The following is a 19,337-nucleotide window of genomic DNA, read 5'->3' as shown; positions in this document are numbered from 1 at the left end:
AGCCGGCCCGCCCCCCAGGGGTGCGGGGAACKGCGCGACCGGCCACGCGGGACCCGCTCCCACACCACGACACAGGGCCGGGGCGGGGCCCCGGGAGCGGGGGGGTGGGGCTCAAGCCCAACCAACCCCCTGACCGCCCATGGCCCGGCCCACCCGGCCGGCCGACGGTGCTTCAATTCCCCGGTGACTGATTACGACGTGCTCCGCGTCTTCTGCGCGCCGAACGGCGGCTACGGCAATGAACTGGGCGTGGTCCGCGAAGGTTCGGTCCTGCCGGACCGTGAGGACCGGCAGGACCTCGCGGCGAAACTCGGCTTCGGCGAGACGGTGTTCGTCGACGACCCCGAGCGCGGGATCATCGACGTCTACACGCCCACCCGGCGCCTGTCCTTCGCGGACCACTCGTGCGTGGGCGTCGCCTGGCTGCTCGACGTGCCGGAACTCGTCACGCCGGCCGGCGCCGTGGGGACCCGCCTGGACGGCGAGTTCACCTGGATCGAAGCGCGCGCGGAATGGGCCCCGCCGTGCGTGTTCCACCGGTACGCCACCGCCGCCGAGGTCGACGACCTGCCCGTGCCGCCGGCCGGCGACTGGATCTACGCCTGGGCCTGGGAGGACGAGCCGGCCGGCCGGATCCGCGCCCGCGGTTTCCCCGGCCGCGGCGACGGCGTCGACGAGATCGAGGCGACGGGCGCGCCGGCGCTGCTGCTCACCGAGCGGCTCGGCCGTGCCCTGAACATCACCCAGGGTGCGGGTTCCCAGATCCTGACGGCCCCGCAGCCGTACGGGTGGGTGGAGATCGGCGGGCGCGTGTTCCTGGAGCGCTGAACCATAGGGCCGGTCGCGGGCGTCCGCGTACTTCTGCGCGGCCGTACGGGTGGTCTGGCGTGTGCGGGAGGGGACGACCGGGGACCTCTGGGCGTGACACTCGAGTCCCGTGAGAGGAACGCCATGCGTATCCGTTCAGTTCTGGCCGCAACCGTCCTGGGTATCGCCCTCGCCGCCACCGGCGCGACGGCCGCCACCGCCGACGAGGGTCCCCGCCAGCACCACCACTTCGGTGGGGACGAGGGTGTCTGCAGCCCGTACGTCGGCGCGGTGAACACGTCCTCGGCCGACATCTTCTGGGCCGGCAAGCACTGCGACCGTTTCTGATCAGGCGCCGGGCCCCCTCGCCGTCAGTGCGGCGAGGGGGCCCGCTCCGTCTCCGTCCGTCCGCGGAGCCGGCTCACGCCGACAGTGAGAACTCCTCGCCCAGGGCGCGGAAGACGTCGGTGTTCAGCGCGAAGGCGCGCTTGCACTCGCTCACGATCCGCTGCTTCTCCAGGTCGTCCGCGCGCACCCCGTCCAGCAGCTCCCGGTAACCCCGCTTGAAGGCCGCCGGGTTGCCGATCTCCTCGAAGACGTAGAAGCGGACGCCGTCGCCCTTGCGCTCGAAGCCCCAGGTCCGCTCCGCCTTGTCGCGGATGATCTGCCCGCCGGAGAGATCGCCCAGGTAGCGCGTGTAGTGGTGGGCGATGTACCCGGCCGGCCAGCGCTCGGCACACTCCCGCACCCGCGCCGCGTACGCCTCGGTCGCCGGCAGTGCCGACGCCCCCGACCGCCATCCGGCGCCCCGCAGATGCGCGAGGTCCCGCTCCAGGGCCGGCCGCCGGAACAGCTCGGGCCGGATGAAGGGCCCGGCCACCGGGTCCGAGGTCAGCCGCTCGGCGCCGGCCTCCAGCGCCTCGTAGACGAACCAGAGCTGCTCGGTGTACCGCGCGTACGCCTCGACGCCGAGCCTGCCGCCGAGGAGGTCACTCATGAACGTCGAGGTCTCGGCTTCCACGTGCTGCTCGTGGGAGGCCGTGCGGATGAGTGTCGAGAACGAGTCCATGCCCACATCCTTTAAGGTAAGGCTTACCTAAGTCAATGGGTTTGCCGACGCCTTGTCGGTAAAAGCGTACAAGAGAAGACCCGCTCCCAGCAGGGAACGGGCCTTCGGTCGCGCTACGGCAGCGTGAGGATCTCCGCGCCCGTCTCGGTCACCACCAGTGTGTGCTCGAACTGGGCCGTCCGCTTGCGGTCCTTGGTCACCACCGTCCAGCCGTCGTCCCACATGTCGTACTCGTGGGTGCCGAGGGTCAGCATCGGCTCGATCGTGAACGTCATCCCGGGCTGGATGACGGTCGTCGCGTGCGGGCTGTCGTAGTGCGGGATGATCAGCCCGGAGTGGAACGACGAGTTGATCCCGTGCCCCGTGAAGTCCCGCACCACGCCGTACCCGAACCGCTTGGCGTACGACTCGATGACCCGCCCGATGATGTTGATCTGCCGGCCGGGCCGGACCGCCTTGATCGCCCGGTCGAGGGACTCCCGGGTCCGCTCCACCAGCAGCCGCGACTCCTCGTCGACGTCCCCGACCAGGTACGTGGCGTTGTTGTCGCCGTGCACCCCGCCGATGTACGCCGTCACGTCGAGGTTGACGATGTCGCCGTCGCGCAGGACCGTCGAGTCCGGGATGCCGTGACAGATGACCTCGTTGACGCTCGTGCACAGGGACTTGGGGAAGCCGCGGTAGCCCAGCGTCGACGGATAGGCGCCGTGGTCGCACATGTACTCGTGCGCCACGCGGTCCAGTTCGTCGGTGGTGACTCCCGGCGAGATCAGCTTCGAGGCCTCCGCCATCGCCTGCGCGGCGATCCGGCCGGCCCGGCGCATGGCCTCGATGGTCTCGGGCGTCTGCACCTCCGGCCCGGTGTACGGCGTCGGCGCGGGCTTGCCGACGTACTCGGGGCGGCGGATGTTTCCGGGCACCGAACGGATGGGGGACAGCTCCCCGGGGACGAGCAGCGACTGGCCAGACATGCCAGTGAGTCTAACGAGCGGCCATGGGGGAACATGTCGATGGCGAGAGGAGCCGTCATGCCCCTGTTCAAGAAGTCGACCGCCGGCAAGCCGGGCGAGTGGTACTACTGCCTGGAGCACAAGAAGGTCGAGGAGGGGCCGGAATGCCCGGCCAAGGACCGATTCGGCCCGTACCCCAACCGTGCGGAGGCCGAGCACGCGATGCAGACCGCCCGCGAGCGCAACCTCCAGTGGGAGAACGACCCCAAGTGGCACGACGCCCCGGCGGGCGCCGCCGACGACGACTGATCCCCCGACCGGTCACCCGATCGATGCCCCGACCGGTCAGGCGATCGATGCCTTGCCCGGCCATCCGGTCGATGCCCTGACCGGTCACCCGGCCGATCCCCCGACCGCTCACGCGATCGATTTTCGAGGAGGCCGGTGAGCGGCCGTGGGCAGGCAGGCGCGCACATGGCGTGGGAGGCGGTGAGGGCAGGTGGGCGGGCCGGTCACCACGGCGGAGGGGGTGGTGCCGTCAGGCGTTCGGCCAGGTGGGAGAGCCGGTCGGCGAAGCGCCGGCGCCCTCTCGCCGGGGGCAGTGTCTCGCCGGCGGCCGCGCTCACCAGGTGCTGCACGGTGTCCAGGTCCAGCTCCGAGCCGTCCGGCACGGCCAGCGTCTCGTGGGCCAGGGCCGTCAGCTGCCCCTCGGCCGGGCCGAGGGCGAGGATCATGACGCCGGACCGCCGGGCGTCCGACACCCGCTCGAGGAGCGGTGCGTCCCCCGACGGCGACGCCACCAGCAGGGTCTCGCCCCGCCGGGCCGCCTCGATCCGGCCCAGGCCGACCGCGAGATGCGCCGGATCGGAAGGACGCGCGGCATGCCGTACGAGGGTCGGCGCCAGCTCCGGCGTACCCGACCACGCGGCCTCGTCCACCAGATGCGCCGCGAGGTGCCAGGGCTCGCACGCCGCCGTGCCCACCAGCAGCAGCCCGCCCCCGTGCGACACCACCGATCCGCGCAGCACCGCGCCGAACCGCCGGGTGGCCCCCAGCCACTCCGTCCCGGCGAGCACCTCACGCAGCAGCGCGACCCTTACGGCGTCCATGCGGCCGCATCGTGCCGCAACCGGCCGCCGCCCACCCGGGGTTCGCCCCTCGTTCACCCGACATGACGAAGGGCCGCTCCGCACGCCCACGTAAAGTCGGCCCATGACCTCTACCGACAGTGCACGAAACGCCGCCGCGGCCGCCCCGGCGAAGGCCCCCGCCAAGGACCCGTGGGACCTCCCCGACGTCTCCGGACTGGTCGTCGGCGTGCTCGGTGGGACCGGCCCGCAGGGCAAGGGTCTCGCCTACCGGCTCGCCAAGGCCGGCCAGAAGGTGATCATCGGTTCGCGTGCCGCCGACCGTGCCCGGGCCGCCGCCGACGAGCTCGGGCACGGCGTCGAGGGCGCCGACAACGCCGAGACCGCGCGCCGCAGCGACATCGTGATCGTCGCCGTACCGTGGGACGGCCACGGCAAGACCCTGGAGTCCCTGCGCGAGGAGCTGGCCGGCAAGCTGGTCGTCGACTGCGTCAACCCGCTCGGCTTCGACAAGAAGGGCGCCTACGCGCTGAAGCCGGAGGAGGGCAGTGCCGCCGAGCAGGCCGCCGCCCTGCTGCCGGACTCCCGGGTCGCCGCCGCCTTCCACCACCTCTCGGCGGTCCTCCTCCAGGACCCGGAGATCGACGAGATCGACACCGACGTGATGGTGCTGGGCGAGGAGCGCGCCGACGTGGAGCTCGTCCAGGCGCTGGCCGGCCGGATCCCCGGCATGCGGGGCGTCTTCGCCGGGCGGCTGCGCAACGCCCACCAGGTGGAGTCCCTGGTCGCCAACCTGATCTCCGTCAACCGCCGCTACAAGGCCCACGCCGGGCTGCGCGTCACGGACGTGTGAGCGTATGGGGGACACTGGTCGGAGCAGCCCAGCAGTGTCCCCCGACAGGAGAAACCGGACCCATGTCCCCCCTTCCCCCACCCAGCCCGGACCGGCGACTCGCCCTCTACACCCTCGTCGTCTGCGTACTCGCCGTGGCCGCGGCGGTCGTCTCCTTCGTCCAGGGCAGTCTGCTGGGCATCGTGTGGGTGCTGCTCGCCGGTCTGTCCTCCAACATGACCTGGTACTACGTGAGGCGGGACAAGCTGCGCAGGGCCGCGCAGGCCGACGTCAGCGGCTGACCGCGCAGAACTCGTTCGTGCCCTGCCAGAAGCGGTACAGCGACTGACCGCAGTACGTCTCGACGTCGCCGATCCCGAGAGCGCGCAGCACCGCGTCGACCATGTCGAAGAAGACCCCGTTGACCGCCGGCACCCACAGCAGCGCGAAGACGAACAGCAGTCCGAACGGCGCGAACGGCTCCACCTGCCGCTTGACGTTGTACGACAGCCAGGGCTCGATGACCCCGTAGCCGTCGAGGCCGGGCACCGGAAGGAAGTTCAGGATCGCCGCCGTGACCTGGAGCAGGGCGAGGAAGGCGAGCGCGAACCGGAAGTCGGCCGGCACGCCGTCCAGCGCGTCCAGCCAGAACGGCGCCGTGCACACCACCGCGAACAGCACGTTCGTCAGCGGCCCGGCCGCCGAGATCAGACTGTGCCGCCACCGCCCCCGGATCCGCGCGCGCTCGATGAAGACCGCGCCGCCCGGCAGGCCGATCCCGCCCATGATCACGAAGAGGACCGGCAGCACCACGCTGAGCAGGGCGTGGGTGTACTTGAGCGGGTTGAGCGTGAGGTACCCCTTCGCGCCGACCGAGATGTCACCGCTGTGCAGGGCGGTACGCGCGTGTGCGTACTCGTGCAGACACAGGGACACGATCCAGGCGGCCGTCACGAACAGGAACACCGCCACGCCCGGCTGCTCGGCGAAGCCCGTCCAGGTCGCCCAGCCGGTGACCGCCGTCACGGCCAGGATCCCGAGGAAGACGGGACTGATCCGCCGCTCGGCACTGCGGGTGGTGGCGGTGGTCATGGGGCCCCCTGAGCTCGTACGCGTGGGTGGAACTGCCCGACCGTACCCGGCCCGGGCATACGGGGAGAACGTCTCGTGGCCGGTCCCCGGTTCCGGTGGGGCCCCGAGCGTGCGGGCAACCGGCTCGCGCCACCCCGCCGGAACCCCGTGACCGACGTCGATCCCACCGGAGAGAATGGACCCCGTGCGCTACCGCATCCTCGGCACCACCCAGGCACTCCGTCCGGACGGCGTCCCCGTCGCCGTCGGCGGAGCGCGGCTGCGCGCCCTGCTGGCCGTGCTCGCGCTGCGGGCCGGTCGGAGCGTTCCCGCCGGGCTGCTGGTGGAGGAGGTGTGGGCCGGTGACCCGCCCGCCGACGCGCCGGGTGCGCTCCAGGCGCTGGTCGGCCGGCTGCGCCGGGCCCTCGGGGCGGGCGCGATCGACTCCGCCGAGGGCGGCTACCGGCTGGCCGCCGCCCCGGACGACGTCGACCTGCACCGCTTCGAGCGGCTGACCGGCGACGGCATCCGCGCGCTCGCCGACGGCGACCCCGCGAAGGCGGCCGTCGTCCTCGACGACGCCCTCGCCCTGTGGCAGGGGCCGGCCCTCGCCGACCTGCCCGACCGCGCCGCCGAGGCGGCCCGCTGGGAGGCCCGCCGCCTCGACGCGGTGCGCGCCCGGCACACCGCCGCGATCGCGCTCGGCGAGGCCGAGCGGTCGCTGCCCGAACTCACCGCCCTGTGCGACGCCCATCCGCTGGACGAGCCCCTCCAGGCCCTGCGGCTGCGCGCCCTGCGCGAGGCGGGCCGCACCGCGCAGGCGCTGGCCGCGTACGACGAGGTCCGCCGGCTCCTGGCGGACCGCCTCGGCACCGACCCCGGCCCCGAACTGCGCGCCCTGCACACGGAGCTGCTCGCTCCCGGCGATCCGGGAGACCCCGGTGCCCGGGGAGGCTTGGGCGGTCCGGGAGGTTTCGGTGCCCCGGGAGGCGCCGGTGCTCCGGGAGGCGCCGGGAAACCGTCCCGTTCCGTCGGGCCCGAGGGCCCGGGCCGGGCGCCCGCACCGGCTTCCCCCGCCCCGCCGCCCCCGCCCCTGGGCAACCTCCGCGCCCGCCTCACCTCCTTCGTCGGCCGGGAGGCCGACATCGCCGCCATCCGCGGGGACCTCGCGAGCGCGCGGCTCGTCACCCTGCTCGGGCCCGGCGGGGCCGGCAAGACCCGGCTGTCGCAGGAGACCGCCGAGACCGTACGGGACATCGCGCGCGACGGCGTCTGGCTGGCCGAGCTCGCCCCCGTCGCCGACCCGGGCGCCGTGCCGCAGGCCGTCCTCACCGCCGTGGGAGCCCGCGAGACCGTGCTGTACGGCGCCGGCGCCGAGGAGATGCGGGTCGCCGCCGAGCGCCACGACGACCCGTTGGAGCGTCTGGTCGAGCACTGCGCCCGCCGCCGCATGCTGATCGTCCTCGACAACTGCGAGCACGTGGTCGAGGCAGCCGCCCGGCTCGTCGAGGAGCTGCTGGCGCGCTGCCCCGAGGTGACGGTGCTGGCGACCAGCCGTGAACCGCTCGGCGTGCCCGGGGAGGTGCTGCGCCCGCTGGATCCGCTGCCGGAGCAGGTGGCGCTGCGGCTGCTCGCCGACCGGGGCGCGGCCGCCCGTCCCGGATTCCGGCCCGACGCCGACGAGGAGACCGCGGCGGCCTGCGCGGAGATCTGCCGTCGGCTCGACGGTCTGCCGCTCGCCATCGAACTCGCCGCCGCCCGGCTGCGGATGCTCACGCCCCGCCAGATCGCCGACCGGCTCGACGACCGTTTCCGCCTCCTGACCTCCGGCAGCCGGACCGTCCTGCCCCGCCAGCAGACCCTGCGGGCCGTCGTCGACTGGTCCTGGGACCTGCTCGACGAGGACGAACGCGACGTCCTCGCCCGCCTGTCGGTCTTCGCCCGGGGCTGCGACCTCGCCGCCGTCGAGGCGGTGTGCGGCCCACCGTTCCCCGACCTCGGCGAGCGGCACGACCCCCGTGAGGGGCACGCCCCTCGCGAGCGGCACGACTTGGGCGACGGTCACGCCCCCCAGGGCGCAAGCGCCGCCGACGCCCCCTCTGCCGTCGGCGGCTCTCTCGGCCCCTTCGAGGGGCGCGGCGGCCGCGATGCGCGTGAGGTGCGCGATTCCCGCGAGGGCCGCGACTCCGGTGAGGGGCACGGCTCCGGTGCGGGGCGGGACCTCCGTGACGCACGCGGGTCCGAGGTCCCCTTTGCTTCCGGCGGCTCTCTCGGCCCCTCCGGGGCGCGCGATTCCCGTGACGGCCGCGACTCCGGTGAGGGGCACGGCTCCGGTGCGGGGCGGGACCTCCTCGACGGGCACGATCTCCGTGACGCACGTGGCTTCCGGGGCCCGCTGGTCTCCGGCGGTTCCCCCGGCCTCCGGGACGCGGGTGGGTCCCTGGGGGGCCGTTCCGCGCTCGATCTGCTCGCCTCGCTGGTCGACAAGTCGCTCGTCGTCGCGGCTCCGGATCCCAGGGGCGACATGCGCTACCGGCTGCTGGAGACCGTCGCCGAGTACGCGGGCGAGCGGCTGGACGAGTCGGGGCGGCGGGAAGCGGCCGAGCGCGCGCATCTGACGTACTACCGTGAACTCGCCCGCACCACCGAGCCGTTGCTGCGCGGCCCCGGGCAGCGGGACGCCATCGAGCGCTTCCAGCTGGAGTACGAGAACCTGCGCACCGCGCTGTCCCGCGCCGTCGCGGCACGGGACGAGCAGGAGGCGCTCTGCCTGACCCTGTCACTCGTCTGGTACTGGCAGATGCGCGATCTGCGGATCGAGGCCCGTAGCTGGTGCGTCGAGGCCATGGCCCTGAGCCCCGACCCGTTCGACGAACCGCTGCGCCCGGCCGCGCCGGTGTGGAAGTCCTGCATCGACGCCCCGCCGCCGATGACCGGGGAGGTCCTCGCGGAGGCCCGACGCGGGGTCCACCTGGCCCATCTGGCCTGTATGGACACCGAGATGGACGCCTGGCAGACCGCGACGTCGCAGGCCAAGCTGCGGCGGATCGCCGAGACCTACGAGCCCGGCCTGCCGCAGACCTGCCGTGCCCCCGGCCTGCTCTGGTTCTTCGCCGTGGTGATGACCGGCGCCCCGGACCGTATCCGCGCCATCATCGACGCCAACGTCGACACCTGCCGCCGGACGCCCGGCTACGAGTGGGAGCTGGCCTCCTGCCTTCAGCTGCGCGCCAACATCCTCGCCAACCGCGCCGACTGGGCCAGGAGCGCGTTCCGCGACGCGGCCGAGGCCCTGGAGATCTTCCAGCGCCTGGGCGACGCCTGGGGCACCGCCGAGGCGCTCTCCGCCCGCGCCGAGGCCCATGAACGACTGGGCGCGTACCTCGAGGCCGCCGCCGACTACGAGGGCGCCATCGAGCAGGCCGAACGGCTCGGCGCCCGCTCCCAGTCCGCGGTCCTCGCCGCCCGGCTGGGCAGCGTGCTGCTGGAGGCGGGTGACGAGGAGCGGGGCGAACGCCTGCTGCGCGAGGTGATCGCCGGCGAGGAGCGCGCGGTCAACGAGGCCATGCACATCGCCCGCCTCTTCCTCGCCGGCTGGCTGGCCGCCACCGGCCGCCGCACCGAAGCCCGCGAGCAACTGAACCTGCTGCGGGAGGAGTTCGACTTCGGCCACTTCGCCGTCTTCCACTCCTTCATCCTGGGCGCGGAGGCCTGGCTGGACGCGGTCGACGGCCGGTCCGCGCAGGCCCTGACCGGCATCCGGGCCGCACTGGAACGGGCCACGGATCCGCTGTCCGTGGCCATCGCCCCGCAGATGCGCTCCTTCTATCTCTTCATCGCGGCGACCGCCCTCGCCGGCGTGGACGGCGGCAGCCGTGCCGCGGACGCCGCCCGCTGTCTGGGGGCCGCCGACACCCTGCTGCCGCCGCGCCACGTACCTCCGCGGGTGGAGCGTGAGGCGCGCGAGCTGGCCATGACCCGGACGCGGGACGCGCTCGGCGACGCGCCGTTCGAGAGCGCGTACGCCGAGGGCGGTGGCCTCTCCTACGAGGAGGCCACCGCCCTGGTGTGAATCGTCCTGACGCGTCCTGTACGCATCCCGATGCGTACAGCCGCGTACTGCCGTATTCCGACGCGCACAGCCGCGTCCCGACGCGCACTGCCGCGTCCCGACGTGACCCGTCCGGTGCCCCGCTCAGGTCTTCGTGCGGAACTTGTGGATCGCGACCGGTGCCATCACCGCGGTGAGCCCTATCGACCAGGCCAGCGTCACCCACAGTCCGTGCGCGACCGGCCCGCCCACCATCAGTCCGCGCGCCGCGTCCGCGAGCGAGGACAGCGGGTTGTACTCGGTGAAGTTCTGCAGCCAGCCCGGCATCGACTGGGTGGGTGCGAAGATCGACGAGCCGAACTGGAGTGGCATCAGCACCAGGAAGCCCATGGCCTGCACGGACTGCGCGCTCTTCATCACCACGCCGAGGGTGAGGAACACCCACATCAGCGCCGAGCCGAACACCGTGGCCAGTCCCACGGCGGCGAACAGACCGGGCCAGTGGGTGATGTCGAAGCCCACCAGCACCGCCACCACCATGAGGATCACGCACGCGACCAGCATGCGCATCAGTTCCACGACGATCTTGGCGAAGAGCACCGAGCCCCGTCCGATGGGCAGTGACCGGAAGCGGTCCATGACCCCGGAGTTGAAGTCGGTGTTGAAGCCGGTGCCCACGCCCTGGGCCATGTTCATCCCCATCATGGCCAGCAGCCCGGGAATGACGTACTGCACGTACGCCTCCTGGCCGCCGCCCAGCGACTGCCCGATCGAGCCGCCGAAGACGTACACGAACAACAGGGTGAAGATCACCGGGAAGAGGACCGCGTCGAACATCGACTCCGGGTCCTGCCGGATCCACAGCAGGTTGCGGCGGATCAGCGCGCCGGTGTGCCGGAGGTGGCTGCGCAGCGGGATGCGCGCGTCGGTCGTCGTGCTGATGTCGATCGTGGCCGCGCTCATACGGCGACCTCCTCGCGGGTCTCGGTGGGCTGGGCGTCCTGCGGGGCACTCGCCCGGTGGCCGGTGAGGGACAGGAAGACCTCGTCCAGGCTGGGCAGTTCGGTGGTGAGGGAGGTGAGCGTGATGCCGCGGGCGCTGACCGCGCCGATCACGGCGGTCAGCTGCTCGTCGCTGAGCACCGGCACCAGGACGGAACCGCGCTCGGCGTCCACGACGGTGGTGGCGAGCCCGGTGATGCCGAGCTCGTCGAGCCAGCCCGCCAGCGGCCGCAGCTGAAGCGGGTCGGCGGGCCGTACCCGCAGCGTCCGGCCGCCGACGCGGGCCTTCAGCTCCTCGATGCCGCCGCCGGCGATGACCTTGCCCCGGTCGACGACGGTCAGCTCGGAGGCGAGCTGCTCCGCCTCCTCCATGTACTGGGTGGTGAGGAGCACGGTGACCCCGTCCCCGACCATCGCCTTGACCTCGGTCCACACCTCGTTGCGGGTGCGCGGGTCGAGCCCGGTGGTCGGCTCGTCCAGGAACAGCACCTGCGGCCGGCCGATCATCGACGCGGCGAGGTCGAGGCGCCGCCGCATACCGCCGGAGTACGTGCTCGCGGGCCGCTTGGCGGCGTCCGTCAGCGAGAACCGCTCCAGCAGCTCGTCGGCCCGGGTGCGGGCGTCCTTGCGGGACAGGTCGAGCAGCCGTCCGATGAGGTACAGGTTCTCCCACCCGGGGAGCTTCTCGTCCACGGAGGCGTACTGTCCGGTGAGCCCGATCACCCGGCGCAGCTGCCGGGGCTGGTGCGCGACGTCGTAGCCGGCGACGGTCGCCTGCCCGCTGTCGGCGGCCAGCAGGGTGGACAGGATCCGCACGAGGGTCGTCTTCCCGGCGCCGTTCGGCCCGAGCACCCCCATCACGGTTCCGGCCCGTACATCCAGGTCGACGCCGTCCAGTGCCTTGGTCTCGCCGTAGTGCTTGACCAACCCCCGAACGGTTACAGCGCTTCCCGCGCCACTGGGGTTCTTGTCGATTCGCGTCATGACAGGAACTGTGCCGACCTCCACCGACAAACCACCGACAGGACGCCGACAGCACCGACATCCCCCCGACAGCCACCGGCGCGAAAGAGCGCAGCCCGCCGACGGGGGAAGATCGGCGGGCTGCGGTGGTGCGGAAATGGCTCAGTGGACGCTGTGCTCGTCCAGCGGGAACGTTCCGCCGACGACGTCCTCGGCGAACGCCTTCGCCGCGTCGCCCATGACCTCACGCAGGTTCGCGTACTGCTTGACGAACTTCGGCACCCGGCCCCCGGTCAGCCCGAGCATGTCGGTCCACACCAGCACCTGGGCGTCCGTCTCCGGCCCGGCGCCGATGCCCACGGTCGGGATGTGCAGCATCCGGGTGACCTCGGCGGCCAGCTCGGCCGGGACCAGCTCCAGCACCACCGCGAACGCGCCCGCGTCCTGCACGGCCTTCGCGTCCCGCAGCAGCTGCTGGGCGGCCTCCTCGCCGCGTCCCTGCACGCGGTAACCCATCGCGTTCACGGACTGCGGGGTCAGGCCGATGTGCGCCATGACCGGGATGCCGGACTCGACGAGGAGCTCGATCTGGCGGTGCGAGCGCTCCCCGCCCTCCAGCTTCACGGCCCCGACCCCGGCCTCCTTCACCAGACGGGTCGCCGAGCGCAGTGCCTGCACCGGTCCCTCCTGGTAGGAGCCGAACGGCAGGTCGCCGACGATCAGCGCACGGCTGGTGCCCCGTACGACGGCCGCCGACAGCATGGTCATCTCGTCGAGGGTGACGGGCACGGTCGTCTCGTACCCCAGATGGCAGTTGCCCGCCGAGTCGCCCACCAGCATCACGGGGATCCCGGCCTCGTCGAAGACCGAGGCGGTCATCGCGTCGTAGGCGGTGAGCATGGGCCACTTCTCGCCGCGCTCCTTGGCGAGGGCGATGTCGCGGACGGTGATACGGCGTGTGCCCTTGCCTCCGTACAGCGCCTTGCTGCCGTCGGGGGCGTTCGTGCGGGCAGCCGAAAGCTGCGTCATTGCAACGGCTCCTTCGTCATCTCGAGGCGCCCTTACGGCGTCCCCGGACCACCACCCATGGTGGCACTTCGTGCCAGGGAGGGCCAGAGCGCCCCCTGTGGGTAAAGCCTCAGTAAGAAAAACGGTAAGAGGAATCGATACGAGACGGTCTCGTATCGGAAGTGTCCTACGCTCGACGGCATGACTACTCCTGCCGTCCCCACCGCTCCGCGCATACCGGAGGCGGTGCACCGGCGTCGTTGGGCGATCCTCGGTGTCCTGATGCTGAGCCTGCTGATCGTGGTGCTCGACAACTCGATCCTGAACGTCGCGATCAAGACGATCTCGACACCCGCCCCGACCGGCCTCGGCGCCACCCAGAGCGAGCTGGAGTGGGCGATCAACTCCTACACGCTCGTCTTCGCGGGACTGCTGTTCACCGCCGGTCTCCTCGGTGACCGGCTCGGCCGCAAGAAGGTCCTGCTCGGCGGGCTCGCCGTCTTCGGCATCGGCTCCGCGCTCGCCGCGGAATCCGGCTCGCCCACCCAGCTCATCGCGTTCCGCGCGCTGATGGCGGTCGGCGCCGCCTTCGTGATGCCCGCCACCCTCGCCGTCCTGATGAACGTCTTCGAGCGCGAGGAGCAGCCCAAGGCGATCGGCATCTGGGCGGGCGGTGTGGGGCTCGCGATCGCCATCGGCCCCATCACCGGCGGACTGCTCCTCGACCACTTCTGGTGGGGATCGGTCTTCCTCATCAACGTGCCGATCGTGCTGCTCGCCTTCGGGCTGATGCTCTGGCTGGTGCCCGAGTCCCGCGACCCGAACCCCGGCCGCGTCGACCTCGTCGGCGTCGTCCTGTCGGTCGTCGGCCTGGTCCTGCTCGTCTACGGGATCATCAAGGGCGGCGAACTGGCCGACTTCACGGACCCGACCGTGCTGGCGACCATAGCGGCAGGCCTGCTCGTCCTCGTCGCGTTCGTGGTGTTCGAGAAGCGCAGCGACCATCCGTCCGTCGACATGGACTACTTCAAGAACAAGGTGTTCTCGGCCGCGATGGCCGTCATCACCCTGGTCTTCTTCGCGCTGATGGGTGTCACCTTCTTCTCGGTCTTCTACACCCAGAGCGTGCGCGGCTACTCTCCGCTGCAGTCCGGTCTGCTCCTGCTGCCGCTGGCCGCCGCGCAGCTGATCTTCGCGCCGCGCGCCCGGCTGGTCGTCGACCGTTTCGGGGTCCGGGCCACGACCACCGGGGCGATGGTCGTCCTGGCGGCGACCCTGGTCGCCTTCGCCACGCTGGACGCCGCCACCCCGATCTGGCTCCTGGAGATCGTCTTCTTCTGCATGGGCGCCGGAATGGCCCACGTCATGACCCCCACCAGCGTGGTCATCATGCAGGCCCTGCCCCGGGAGAAGGCCGGCTCCGCCTCCGCGCTCAGCAACACCTTCCGCCAACTCGGCGGCGCGCTCGGCATCGCCGTACTCGGCTCGGTGCTGTCGGCGTCGTACCGCAACGGCATCGAGGGCCACCTCGGCACGCTTCCGGCGGCCCTGCGCGACACCGCGGGCGAGTCCATCGAGGCGACGCTCGGCATCGCCGCGAGACTCGGCGACCAGGGCAGGGTGCTGGTCACCCCCGCCAACGACGCGTTCCTGCACGCCATGCACGTCACCGCCCTGTGCGGGGCCGGGGTCGCGGCCGTGGGCGCGGTCGTGGTGGCCGTGTTCCTGCCGGGCAGGCCGAAGCCCGCGCCGCAGGACGCGGCGGACGAGGGGGAGTTGATGCGGACGAAGCCGTAGGGGGCGAGGGCCGGGGCGGCCGGGAACAGCCGCCCCACCCGCCCTCTGGGCGACAATTCCCCCACCGCGACGAAAGGATCGAACACGTGAGCCTCGGCGACAGGGGGATCACCGCCACGGCTGCCGGCGTGAGCGGGGAGCAGCCCGTCCGGGGGCGGCCCCGCAGCGAGGCCGTCGAACGGGCCATCATCGAGGGCACGATGAAGCTGCTGGAGGACGGGGTCTCGCTCGCCGAGATCTCCATCGAGCGCATCGCCCGTACCGCCGGCGTCGGCAAGGCCGCCATCTACCGCCGGTGGAGCGGCAAGGAGGAGCTGTTCGTCGACGTGCTGCGCGCCGCCGAACCGCAGGACCCCGAACTCCCCGGCACCTCCATGCGCGACGACCTGGTCGTGCTCCTCGAAGCGCTGCGGCGCCGGGGTCTCGCCAACCGTTCCTCGGCGATCCTGCACAACGTCCACGCCCAGATGAAGAGCAGCCCGAAGATCTGGGCGGCGTACCACAACACCGCGATAGAACCCCGGCGCAGGATGGCCGTCGAGGTCCTGCGCCGGGGTCAGGAGAACGGCGAACTGCGCGCCGACCTGGATGTGGAACTGGTGAACGACCTCTTCGTGGGCCCCATGCTCGTCCGCGCGATCATGCGCCCCGACGCCGACCTCCCCGAGGATCTCCCCGCGCTCATCGTCGACACGCTGCTCGCCGGGCTACGCCCCGTCAGTTCCCCGGACCGGTAGCGCCAATGTGCGCGTTTCGTCACAGACCGGGCCTTGCGGGCCGGGACCGGAACCCGTAGAACCATGTCGGTCGTCCTCGTGCCCGTACGGCCGTCACGGGACGGCGAGAACAAAGCCGTTCATCCCCTAGGGTCGTACCCGGGGGGAACGGACGGTGGGCAAGGCAGGCAGTGAGGCGACGGTATGGCGCAGCAGGCGTACATGACGGAGACGAACGACAACGGAGGCTCGGGTCCCGAGCCCAGGGGAGTTCGGCTCCGGCGCCTGATCGGCACTCTGGTCGGCCGGATCGGCGCGGGCTGGCGCGGTGATCCGCGTATCTGGCGGCGGGGTCTGGTCCTCACCGGGTTCGCGCTGGTGTTCTCCCTGGTGATGGGGCTCCATTCGCGCATCCCCAACCGCTACGGCAACCTCGGCAGTCTCACGGAGACGTTCCTGCCCTGGATCGGCCTGTTCGTGCTGGTGCTGCTGGTGCTGGCGCTGGTGCGCAAGTCCGCGACCGCGCTGATCGCCGTCGTCCTCCCGGCCGTCGTCTGGCTGAACCTCTTCGGGGGGCTCCTCGTCGACCGGACCGGCAGCGGCGGCGACCTCACCGTCGCCACCCACAACGTCAACGCCGACAACCCCGACCCGGCGGGCACCGCCCGTGACGTGGCCGCGTCCGAGGCCGATGTGCTGGCCCTGGAGGAGCTGACCGCCTCCGCGGTGCCGGTGTACGAGAAGGCGCTGGCGGCGACGTACAAGTACCACTCGGTGCAGGGCACGGTCGGCCTGTGGAGCAGGTACCCGCTGAGCGCGGTGAAGCCCGTCGACATCAAGCTGGGCTGGACGCGGGCGATGCGGGCGACGGTCACGACGCCGGAAGGGCAGGTCGCCGTCTACGTCGCCCACCTGCCGTCGGTGCGGGTGAAGCTCCAGGCCGGGTTCACCGCCCGCCAGCGCGACAAGAGCGCGGACGCGCTGGGCGAGGCGATCGCCGACGAGAAGCTGACCCGGGTGGTCCTGCTCGGCGACCTCAACGGCACCATGAACGACCGCTCGCTCAACGCCGTGACCTCCCAGATGCGCTCCACGCAGGGCGCGGCGGGCAGCGGCTTCGGCTTCAGCTGGCCCGCGTCGTTCCCGATGGCGCGGATCGACCAGATCATGGTGAAGGGCGTGGAGCCGGTCACCTCCTGGACGCTGCCGCAGACGGGCAGCGACCATCTGCCGGTGGCTGCGCGTGTGAAGGTCACCACACCTTAACCAGGGGATCACTCGCCGGAATAGCGGGCCGGGGAGACTTTGTTCCGTACTTGAACATACGCCACGTATGCTGAACGGAACCCACTCTCCCTGAAAGGCACGTCCTTCATGCCCCTGGCCCTGCTCGCCCTGGCCGTGGGTGCCTTCGGAATCGGCACCACGGAGTTCGTGATGATGGGCCTGCTGCCCGATGTCGCGGACGACCTGCATGTCTCGATCCCGACGGCCGGACATCTGGTCTCGTCGTACGCCCTCGGTGTCGTCATCGGCGCGCCGCTGCTGGCCGCGGTGACGGCACGGATGTCCCGCCGGACCGTCCTGATCTCCCTGATGGGCCTGTTCGTCGTGGGCAACGCCCTGTCGGCCTTCGCCCCCGGCTACGACTCGCTGCTGGCCGCCCGCTTCCTCAGCGGTCTCCCGCACGGCGCCTTCTTCGGTGTCGGCGCGGTGGTGGCCACCAACCTGGTCGCCCCGGAGCGCAAGGCCCGCTCGGTGTCGCTGATGTTCCTCGGCCTGACCGTCGCCAACATCGCGGGCGTCCCCGTCGCCACCCTCATGGGCCAGCAACTCGGCTGGCGCGCGACCTTCCTCGGCGTCAGCGTGATCGGCCTGGCGGCGATCGCCTCCCTGGCCCTGCTGATCCCGCGCGACCACGCCCAGGCGCCCGCCGTCGGGCTGCGCCGCGAGCTGGCGGCCCTGCGCTCACTGCCGGTGTGGCTGGCCCTCGGTACGACGGTGGCCGGCTTCGGCGCCCTGTTCTCCGCCTACAGCTACGTCACCCCGATGCTCACGGACTCCGCCGGCTACGCCGACTCCAGCGTGACGCTGCTGCTCGCGCTGTTCGGCGTCGGCGCGACGATCGGCAACCTGCTGGGCGGCCGGCTCGCCGACCACGCGATGCGCCCGACCCTGTTCGGCGGACTGACCTCCCTGGTGGTCGTCCTGGCCCTGTTCCCGCTGCTGATGACGACCGCGTGGGGCGGCGCGCTGGCCGTGGTCCTGCTCGGCGTCGCGGCGTTCGTGACCGGTTCGCCGCTCAACCTGATGGTGATGGAGAAGGCGGCCGCGGGCCCGTCGCTGGCCTCCTCCGCCAACCAGGCCGCGTTCAACATGGCCAACGCCGGCGGCGCCTGGCTCGGCGGCCTGGCCCTCACGGCCGGCCTCGGCGTGACCTCGCCCGCGCTGGCGGGAGCGGTACTGGCGGCCCTGGGTCTGGTCGTGGCGGGTGTCGCGGCCGCGGTCGACGCCCGGCGGGCCCCGCGGACCACCGGCCGCGAGCGCGTCGTCGCGACACACGTGCCGCGGACCGTGGAGGCGGGGGTCCGTCACTGACCCCTCCCGCGGAGGTGAATGCGGTGGCCCGCGACGCGCGGACCACCGCATTTCAGGATTCGGGACGGGCCAGCCGGCCGAGCAGGGCCGTCACGTCGTCGCGGGACACCGGCTGGAAGAACAGCGCGTCGGCCTGCTCGACCGCGGCGATCGCGCGCGGGGCCAGGTCGGCGCCCGCGTCGGTGACGCGCAGCCGTTTGGCACGGGTGTCGGCCGGGTCGACCTCACGCTCGACGAGCCCCTTGTTCTCCAGGGTGCGCAGCACCTGGGAGGTCATCTTGACGTCCGTGCCGGCCTGCCGGGCGAGGGCCAGCTGATTGGGGTGCTCGCCCTGCGTGTTGAGCCACCAGGTGCAGGCGAGCAGCACGAACTGCACGTGGGTGAGGTCCAGCGGCGCCAAGGCCGCCGCGATCTCGCGCTGCCACCGCAGGGTGGCGTGCCACAGCAGGAATCCGGGGCTCTCACCGGGGCTGAGGGCCATCAGCGCCGAGCCAGTCCGACCAGCGCTCCCATGGTGTCGGGCCAGTCGGCGGTGATGCCCGGGCCGATCTGCGGGCCGGCCTCGTCCGCGCCGGTGCCGGTGATCTCCATCCGGTACACCACCCGGACCCGGCTCGGGTCGATCCGGTCGATCCGGTGGACGGTGCGCAGCAGCAGGTCGCCGAAGCGGGCCTCGTCGACGAACCGTTCACCTTCGACGGCCTCGGCGACGCGCAGCACGATCGCGTCGTCCCCGGGCGGTGTCATGGTGATCTGCGCGCCCTCCGTGAACGGGCCGTCGATCTCGATCTTCTCGATCTCCCCGTTCCAGGTTCCCCAGTTGGGCACATCGGCCCAGAGTCCATAGATCGCCTGGGGCGTGGCGTCGGTCTCGATGCTGTGCTCGTACTCCCACATGCGGGCCTCCTCGACCAGATGATGTATCCGTAGATTATCTGCGCGCAGACTAAATGTCGAGGGCGCGGCGCATGTCTTGTCGGTCCGCCGCGCTGAGGGGCATCGGTACGGGTGTCGGCGGGGCGTCGGGTACGGATGGGGACGGTACCGTCGATCGGGGCGGCGACGGCCCGCGCGCGCAGGACTGGGACTTGGTGGGGGCGGCGCCCACGTCCAGACCGTGTCGGCCCGTTGGCGGGCCGTTCCGCTCGCGGCGGGGCCACGCCTCGGTGGGCGTCCGCCCGGTGGGCCGGTTCCTCCCGGGTGCCATGGTGGATCGGTTCCGCCTGGCGTGCAGCCCCGCCCGGGACCCGGGTTCCCGCGGGGGAGCCTGGGGCCTGCGGCGACCACGCTCTCGCGTCCGACGTTCACCCGGGGCACGCCCAGCCCGGCGAGGGCCTGCGGCCGCTCGTACCGGGAGGCGGTTCCGCCGGGGGAGGGCGTCGTCGA

Annotated in this window: 19 protein-coding genes; 10 read left to right on the top strand and 9 right to left on the bottom strand. The window is 72.1% G+C overall.

Annotated features, from left to right (window positions below; genetic code table 11):
- Window positions 1–183: 183 nt before the first annotated feature.
- Window positions 184–828 carry a PhzF family phenazine biosynthesis protein gene (locus tag ASD48_RS02730; RefSeq protein WP_057599727.1) on the top strand — a complete coding sequence of 215 codons (645 nt, stop codon included), beginning with the start codon at window positions 184–186 and terminating at the stop codon, window positions 826–828.
- A gap of 123 nt (window positions 829–951) precedes the next feature.
- Entirely contained in the window at window positions 952–1,155 is a 204-nt protein-coding gene (locus ASD48_RS02725) for a hypothetical protein (RefSeq protein WP_057599726.1), read from the top strand.
- 73 nt (window positions 1,156–1,228) lie between these two features.
- Here the strand turns inward: ASD48_RS02725 and ASD48_RS02720 are convergent, their stop codons facing one another.
- Both ASD48_RS02720 and map read right to left on the bottom strand, forming a co-directional pair.
- Window positions 1,229–1,876: a biliverdin-producing heme oxygenase gene (locus ASD48_RS02720; RefSeq protein WP_057599725.1), complete on the bottom strand. Its 648-nt coding sequence runs from the start codon at window positions 1,874–1,876 to the stop codon at window positions 1,229–1,231.
- Between the two features lie 113 nt (window positions 1,877–1,989).
- Window positions 1,990–2,847, bottom strand: a complete 858-nt coding sequence (gene map / locus ASD48_RS02715; protein ID WP_057599724.1) for a type I methionyl aminopeptidase — start codon at window positions 2,845–2,847, stop codon at window positions 1,990–1,992.
- Window positions 2,848–2,904: 57 nt separating this feature from the next.
- On the opposite strand from map, the gene ASD48_RS02710 reads away from it, so the two are divergent.
- Window positions 2,905–3,135 carry a hypothetical protein gene (locus ASD48_RS02710; protein ID WP_057599723.1) on the top strand — a complete coding sequence of 77 codons (231 nt, stop codon included), beginning with the start codon at window positions 2,905–2,907 and terminating at the stop codon, window positions 3,133–3,135.
- Between the two features lie 203 nt (window positions 3,136–3,338).
- Here the strand turns inward: ASD48_RS02710 and ASD48_RS02705 are convergent, their stop codons facing one another.
- Window positions 3,339–3,935, bottom strand: coding sequence for a hypothetical protein (locus ASD48_RS02705; RefSeq protein ID WP_057599722.1), 597 nt, complete (start codon window positions 3,933–3,935; stop codon window positions 3,339–3,341).
- 103 nt (window positions 3,936–4,038) lie between these two features.
- Between ASD48_RS02705 and npdG the strand changes: the two genes are divergently transcribed.
- A complete protein-coding gene (gene npdG, locus ASD48_RS02700; protein ID WP_057599721.1) occupies window positions 4,039–4,767 on the top strand; it encodes an NADPH-dependent F420 reductase in 729 nt (242 codons plus the stop codon).
- Window positions 4,768–4,829: 62 nt separating this feature from the next.
- Window positions 4,830–5,048: a hypothetical protein gene (locus ASD48_RS02695; protein ID WP_057599720.1), complete on the top strand. Its 219-nt coding sequence runs from the start codon at window positions 4,830–4,832 to the stop codon at window positions 5,046–5,048.
- On the opposite strand, the gene ASD48_RS02690 is transcribed toward ASD48_RS02695, so the two are convergent.
- The gene (locus tag ASD48_RS02690) at window positions 5,038–5,838 is read right to left on the bottom strand and encodes a site-2 protease family protein (protein WP_057599719.1); all 801 of its coding nucleotides are present in this window, start codon (window positions 5,836–5,838) and stop codon (window positions 5,038–5,040) included. The two genes, ASD48_RS02695 and ASD48_RS02690, sit on opposite strands and share 11 nt — an antisense overlap.
- Window positions 5,839–6,013: 175 nt before the next feature.
- On the opposite strand from ASD48_RS02690, the gene ASD48_RS44065 reads away from it, so the two are divergent.
- The gene (locus ASD48_RS44065) at window positions 6,014–9,889 is read left to right on the top strand and encodes a BTAD domain-containing putative transcriptional regulator (protein ID WP_057599718.1); all 3,876 of its coding nucleotides are present in this window, start codon (window positions 6,014–6,016) and stop codon (window positions 9,887–9,889) included.
- 123 nt (window positions 9,890–10,012) lie between these two features.
- Here ASD48_RS44065 and ASD48_RS02680 read toward each other — a convergent pair whose 3' ends face one another.
- The 3 genes from ASD48_RS02680 to panB all read right to left on the bottom strand — a co-directional run bounded on the left by ASD48_RS02680 (window position 10,013) and on the right by panB (window position 12,861).
- On the bottom strand, window positions 10,013–10,831 hold the full coding sequence (locus ASD48_RS02680; protein WP_057599717.1) for an ABC transporter permease: 819 nt from the start codon (window positions 10,829–10,831) through the stop codon (window positions 10,013–10,015).
- The gene (locus ASD48_RS02675) at window positions 10,828–11,853 is read right to left on the bottom strand and encodes an ATP-binding cassette domain-containing protein (RefSeq protein WP_057599716.1); all 1,026 of its coding nucleotides are present in this window, start codon (window positions 11,851–11,853) and stop codon (window positions 10,828–10,830) included. The genes ASD48_RS02680 and ASD48_RS02675 overlap by 4 nt, the downstream gene beginning before the upstream one ends.
- Window positions 11,854–11,994: 141 nt before the next feature.
- Window positions 11,995–12,861 carry a 3-methyl-2-oxobutanoate hydroxymethyltransferase gene (gene panB, locus ASD48_RS02670; protein WP_057599715.1) on the bottom strand — a complete coding sequence of 289 codons (867 nt, stop codon included), beginning with the start codon at window positions 12,859–12,861 and terminating at the stop codon, window positions 11,995–11,997.
- A gap of 180 nt (window positions 12,862–13,041) precedes the next feature.
- On the opposite strand from panB, the gene ASD48_RS02665 reads away from it, so the two are divergent.
- The 4 genes from ASD48_RS02665 to ASD48_RS02650 all read left to right on the top strand — a co-directional run bounded on the left by ASD48_RS02665 (window position 13,042) and on the right by ASD48_RS02650 (window position 17,951).
- Window positions 13,042–14,637: an MFS transporter gene (locus ASD48_RS02665; protein WP_057599714.1), complete on the top strand. Its 1,596-nt coding sequence runs from the start codon at window positions 13,042–13,044 to the stop codon at window positions 14,635–14,637.
- Between the two features lie 107 nt (window positions 14,638–14,744).
- A complete protein-coding gene (locus ASD48_RS02660) occupies window positions 14,745–15,374 on the top strand; it encodes a TetR/AcrR family transcriptional regulator (RefSeq protein WP_057600963.1) in 630 nt (209 codons plus the stop codon).
- A 183-nt stretch (window positions 15,375–15,557) separates the two neighbouring features.
- On the top strand, window positions 15,558–16,619 hold the full coding sequence (locus tag ASD48_RS02655; protein WP_057599713.1) for an endonuclease/exonuclease/phosphatase family protein: 1,062 nt from the start codon (window positions 15,558–15,560) through the stop codon (window positions 16,617–16,619).
- Window positions 16,620–16,727: 108 nt separating this feature from the next.
- Window positions 16,728–17,951 (top strand): MFS transporter, encoded by a 1,224-nt coding sequence (locus tag ASD48_RS02650; protein WP_057599712.1) that lies wholly within the window; start codon window positions 16,728–16,730, stop codon window positions 17,949–17,951.
- Window positions 17,952–18,003: 52 nt separating this feature from the next.
- On the opposite strand, the gene ASD48_RS02645 is transcribed toward ASD48_RS02650, so the two are convergent.
- Window positions 18,004–18,432 (bottom strand): MarR family transcriptional regulator, encoded by a 429-nt coding sequence (locus ASD48_RS02645; RefSeq protein WP_057599711.1) that lies wholly within the window; start codon window positions 18,430–18,432, stop codon window positions 18,004–18,006.
- Complete coding sequence (locus ASD48_RS02640) at window positions 18,432–18,848, bottom strand: polyketide cyclase (RefSeq protein WP_057599710.1); 417 nt, start codon at window positions 18,846–18,848, stop codon at window positions 18,432–18,434. Before ASD48_RS02640 ends, ASD48_RS02645 begins: the two co-directional genes overlap by 1 nt.
- Window positions 18,849–19,337 lie beyond the last annotated feature (489 nt).

It is taken from the genome of Streptomyces sp. Root1310 (assembly GCF_001426425.1).
Lineage (GTDB): Bacteria > Actinomycetota > Actinomycetes > Streptomycetales > Streptomycetaceae > Streptomyces.
Note: the sequence above shows the minus strand (reverse complement) of the source record. Positions and strands in the feature narration are given on the sequence as shown.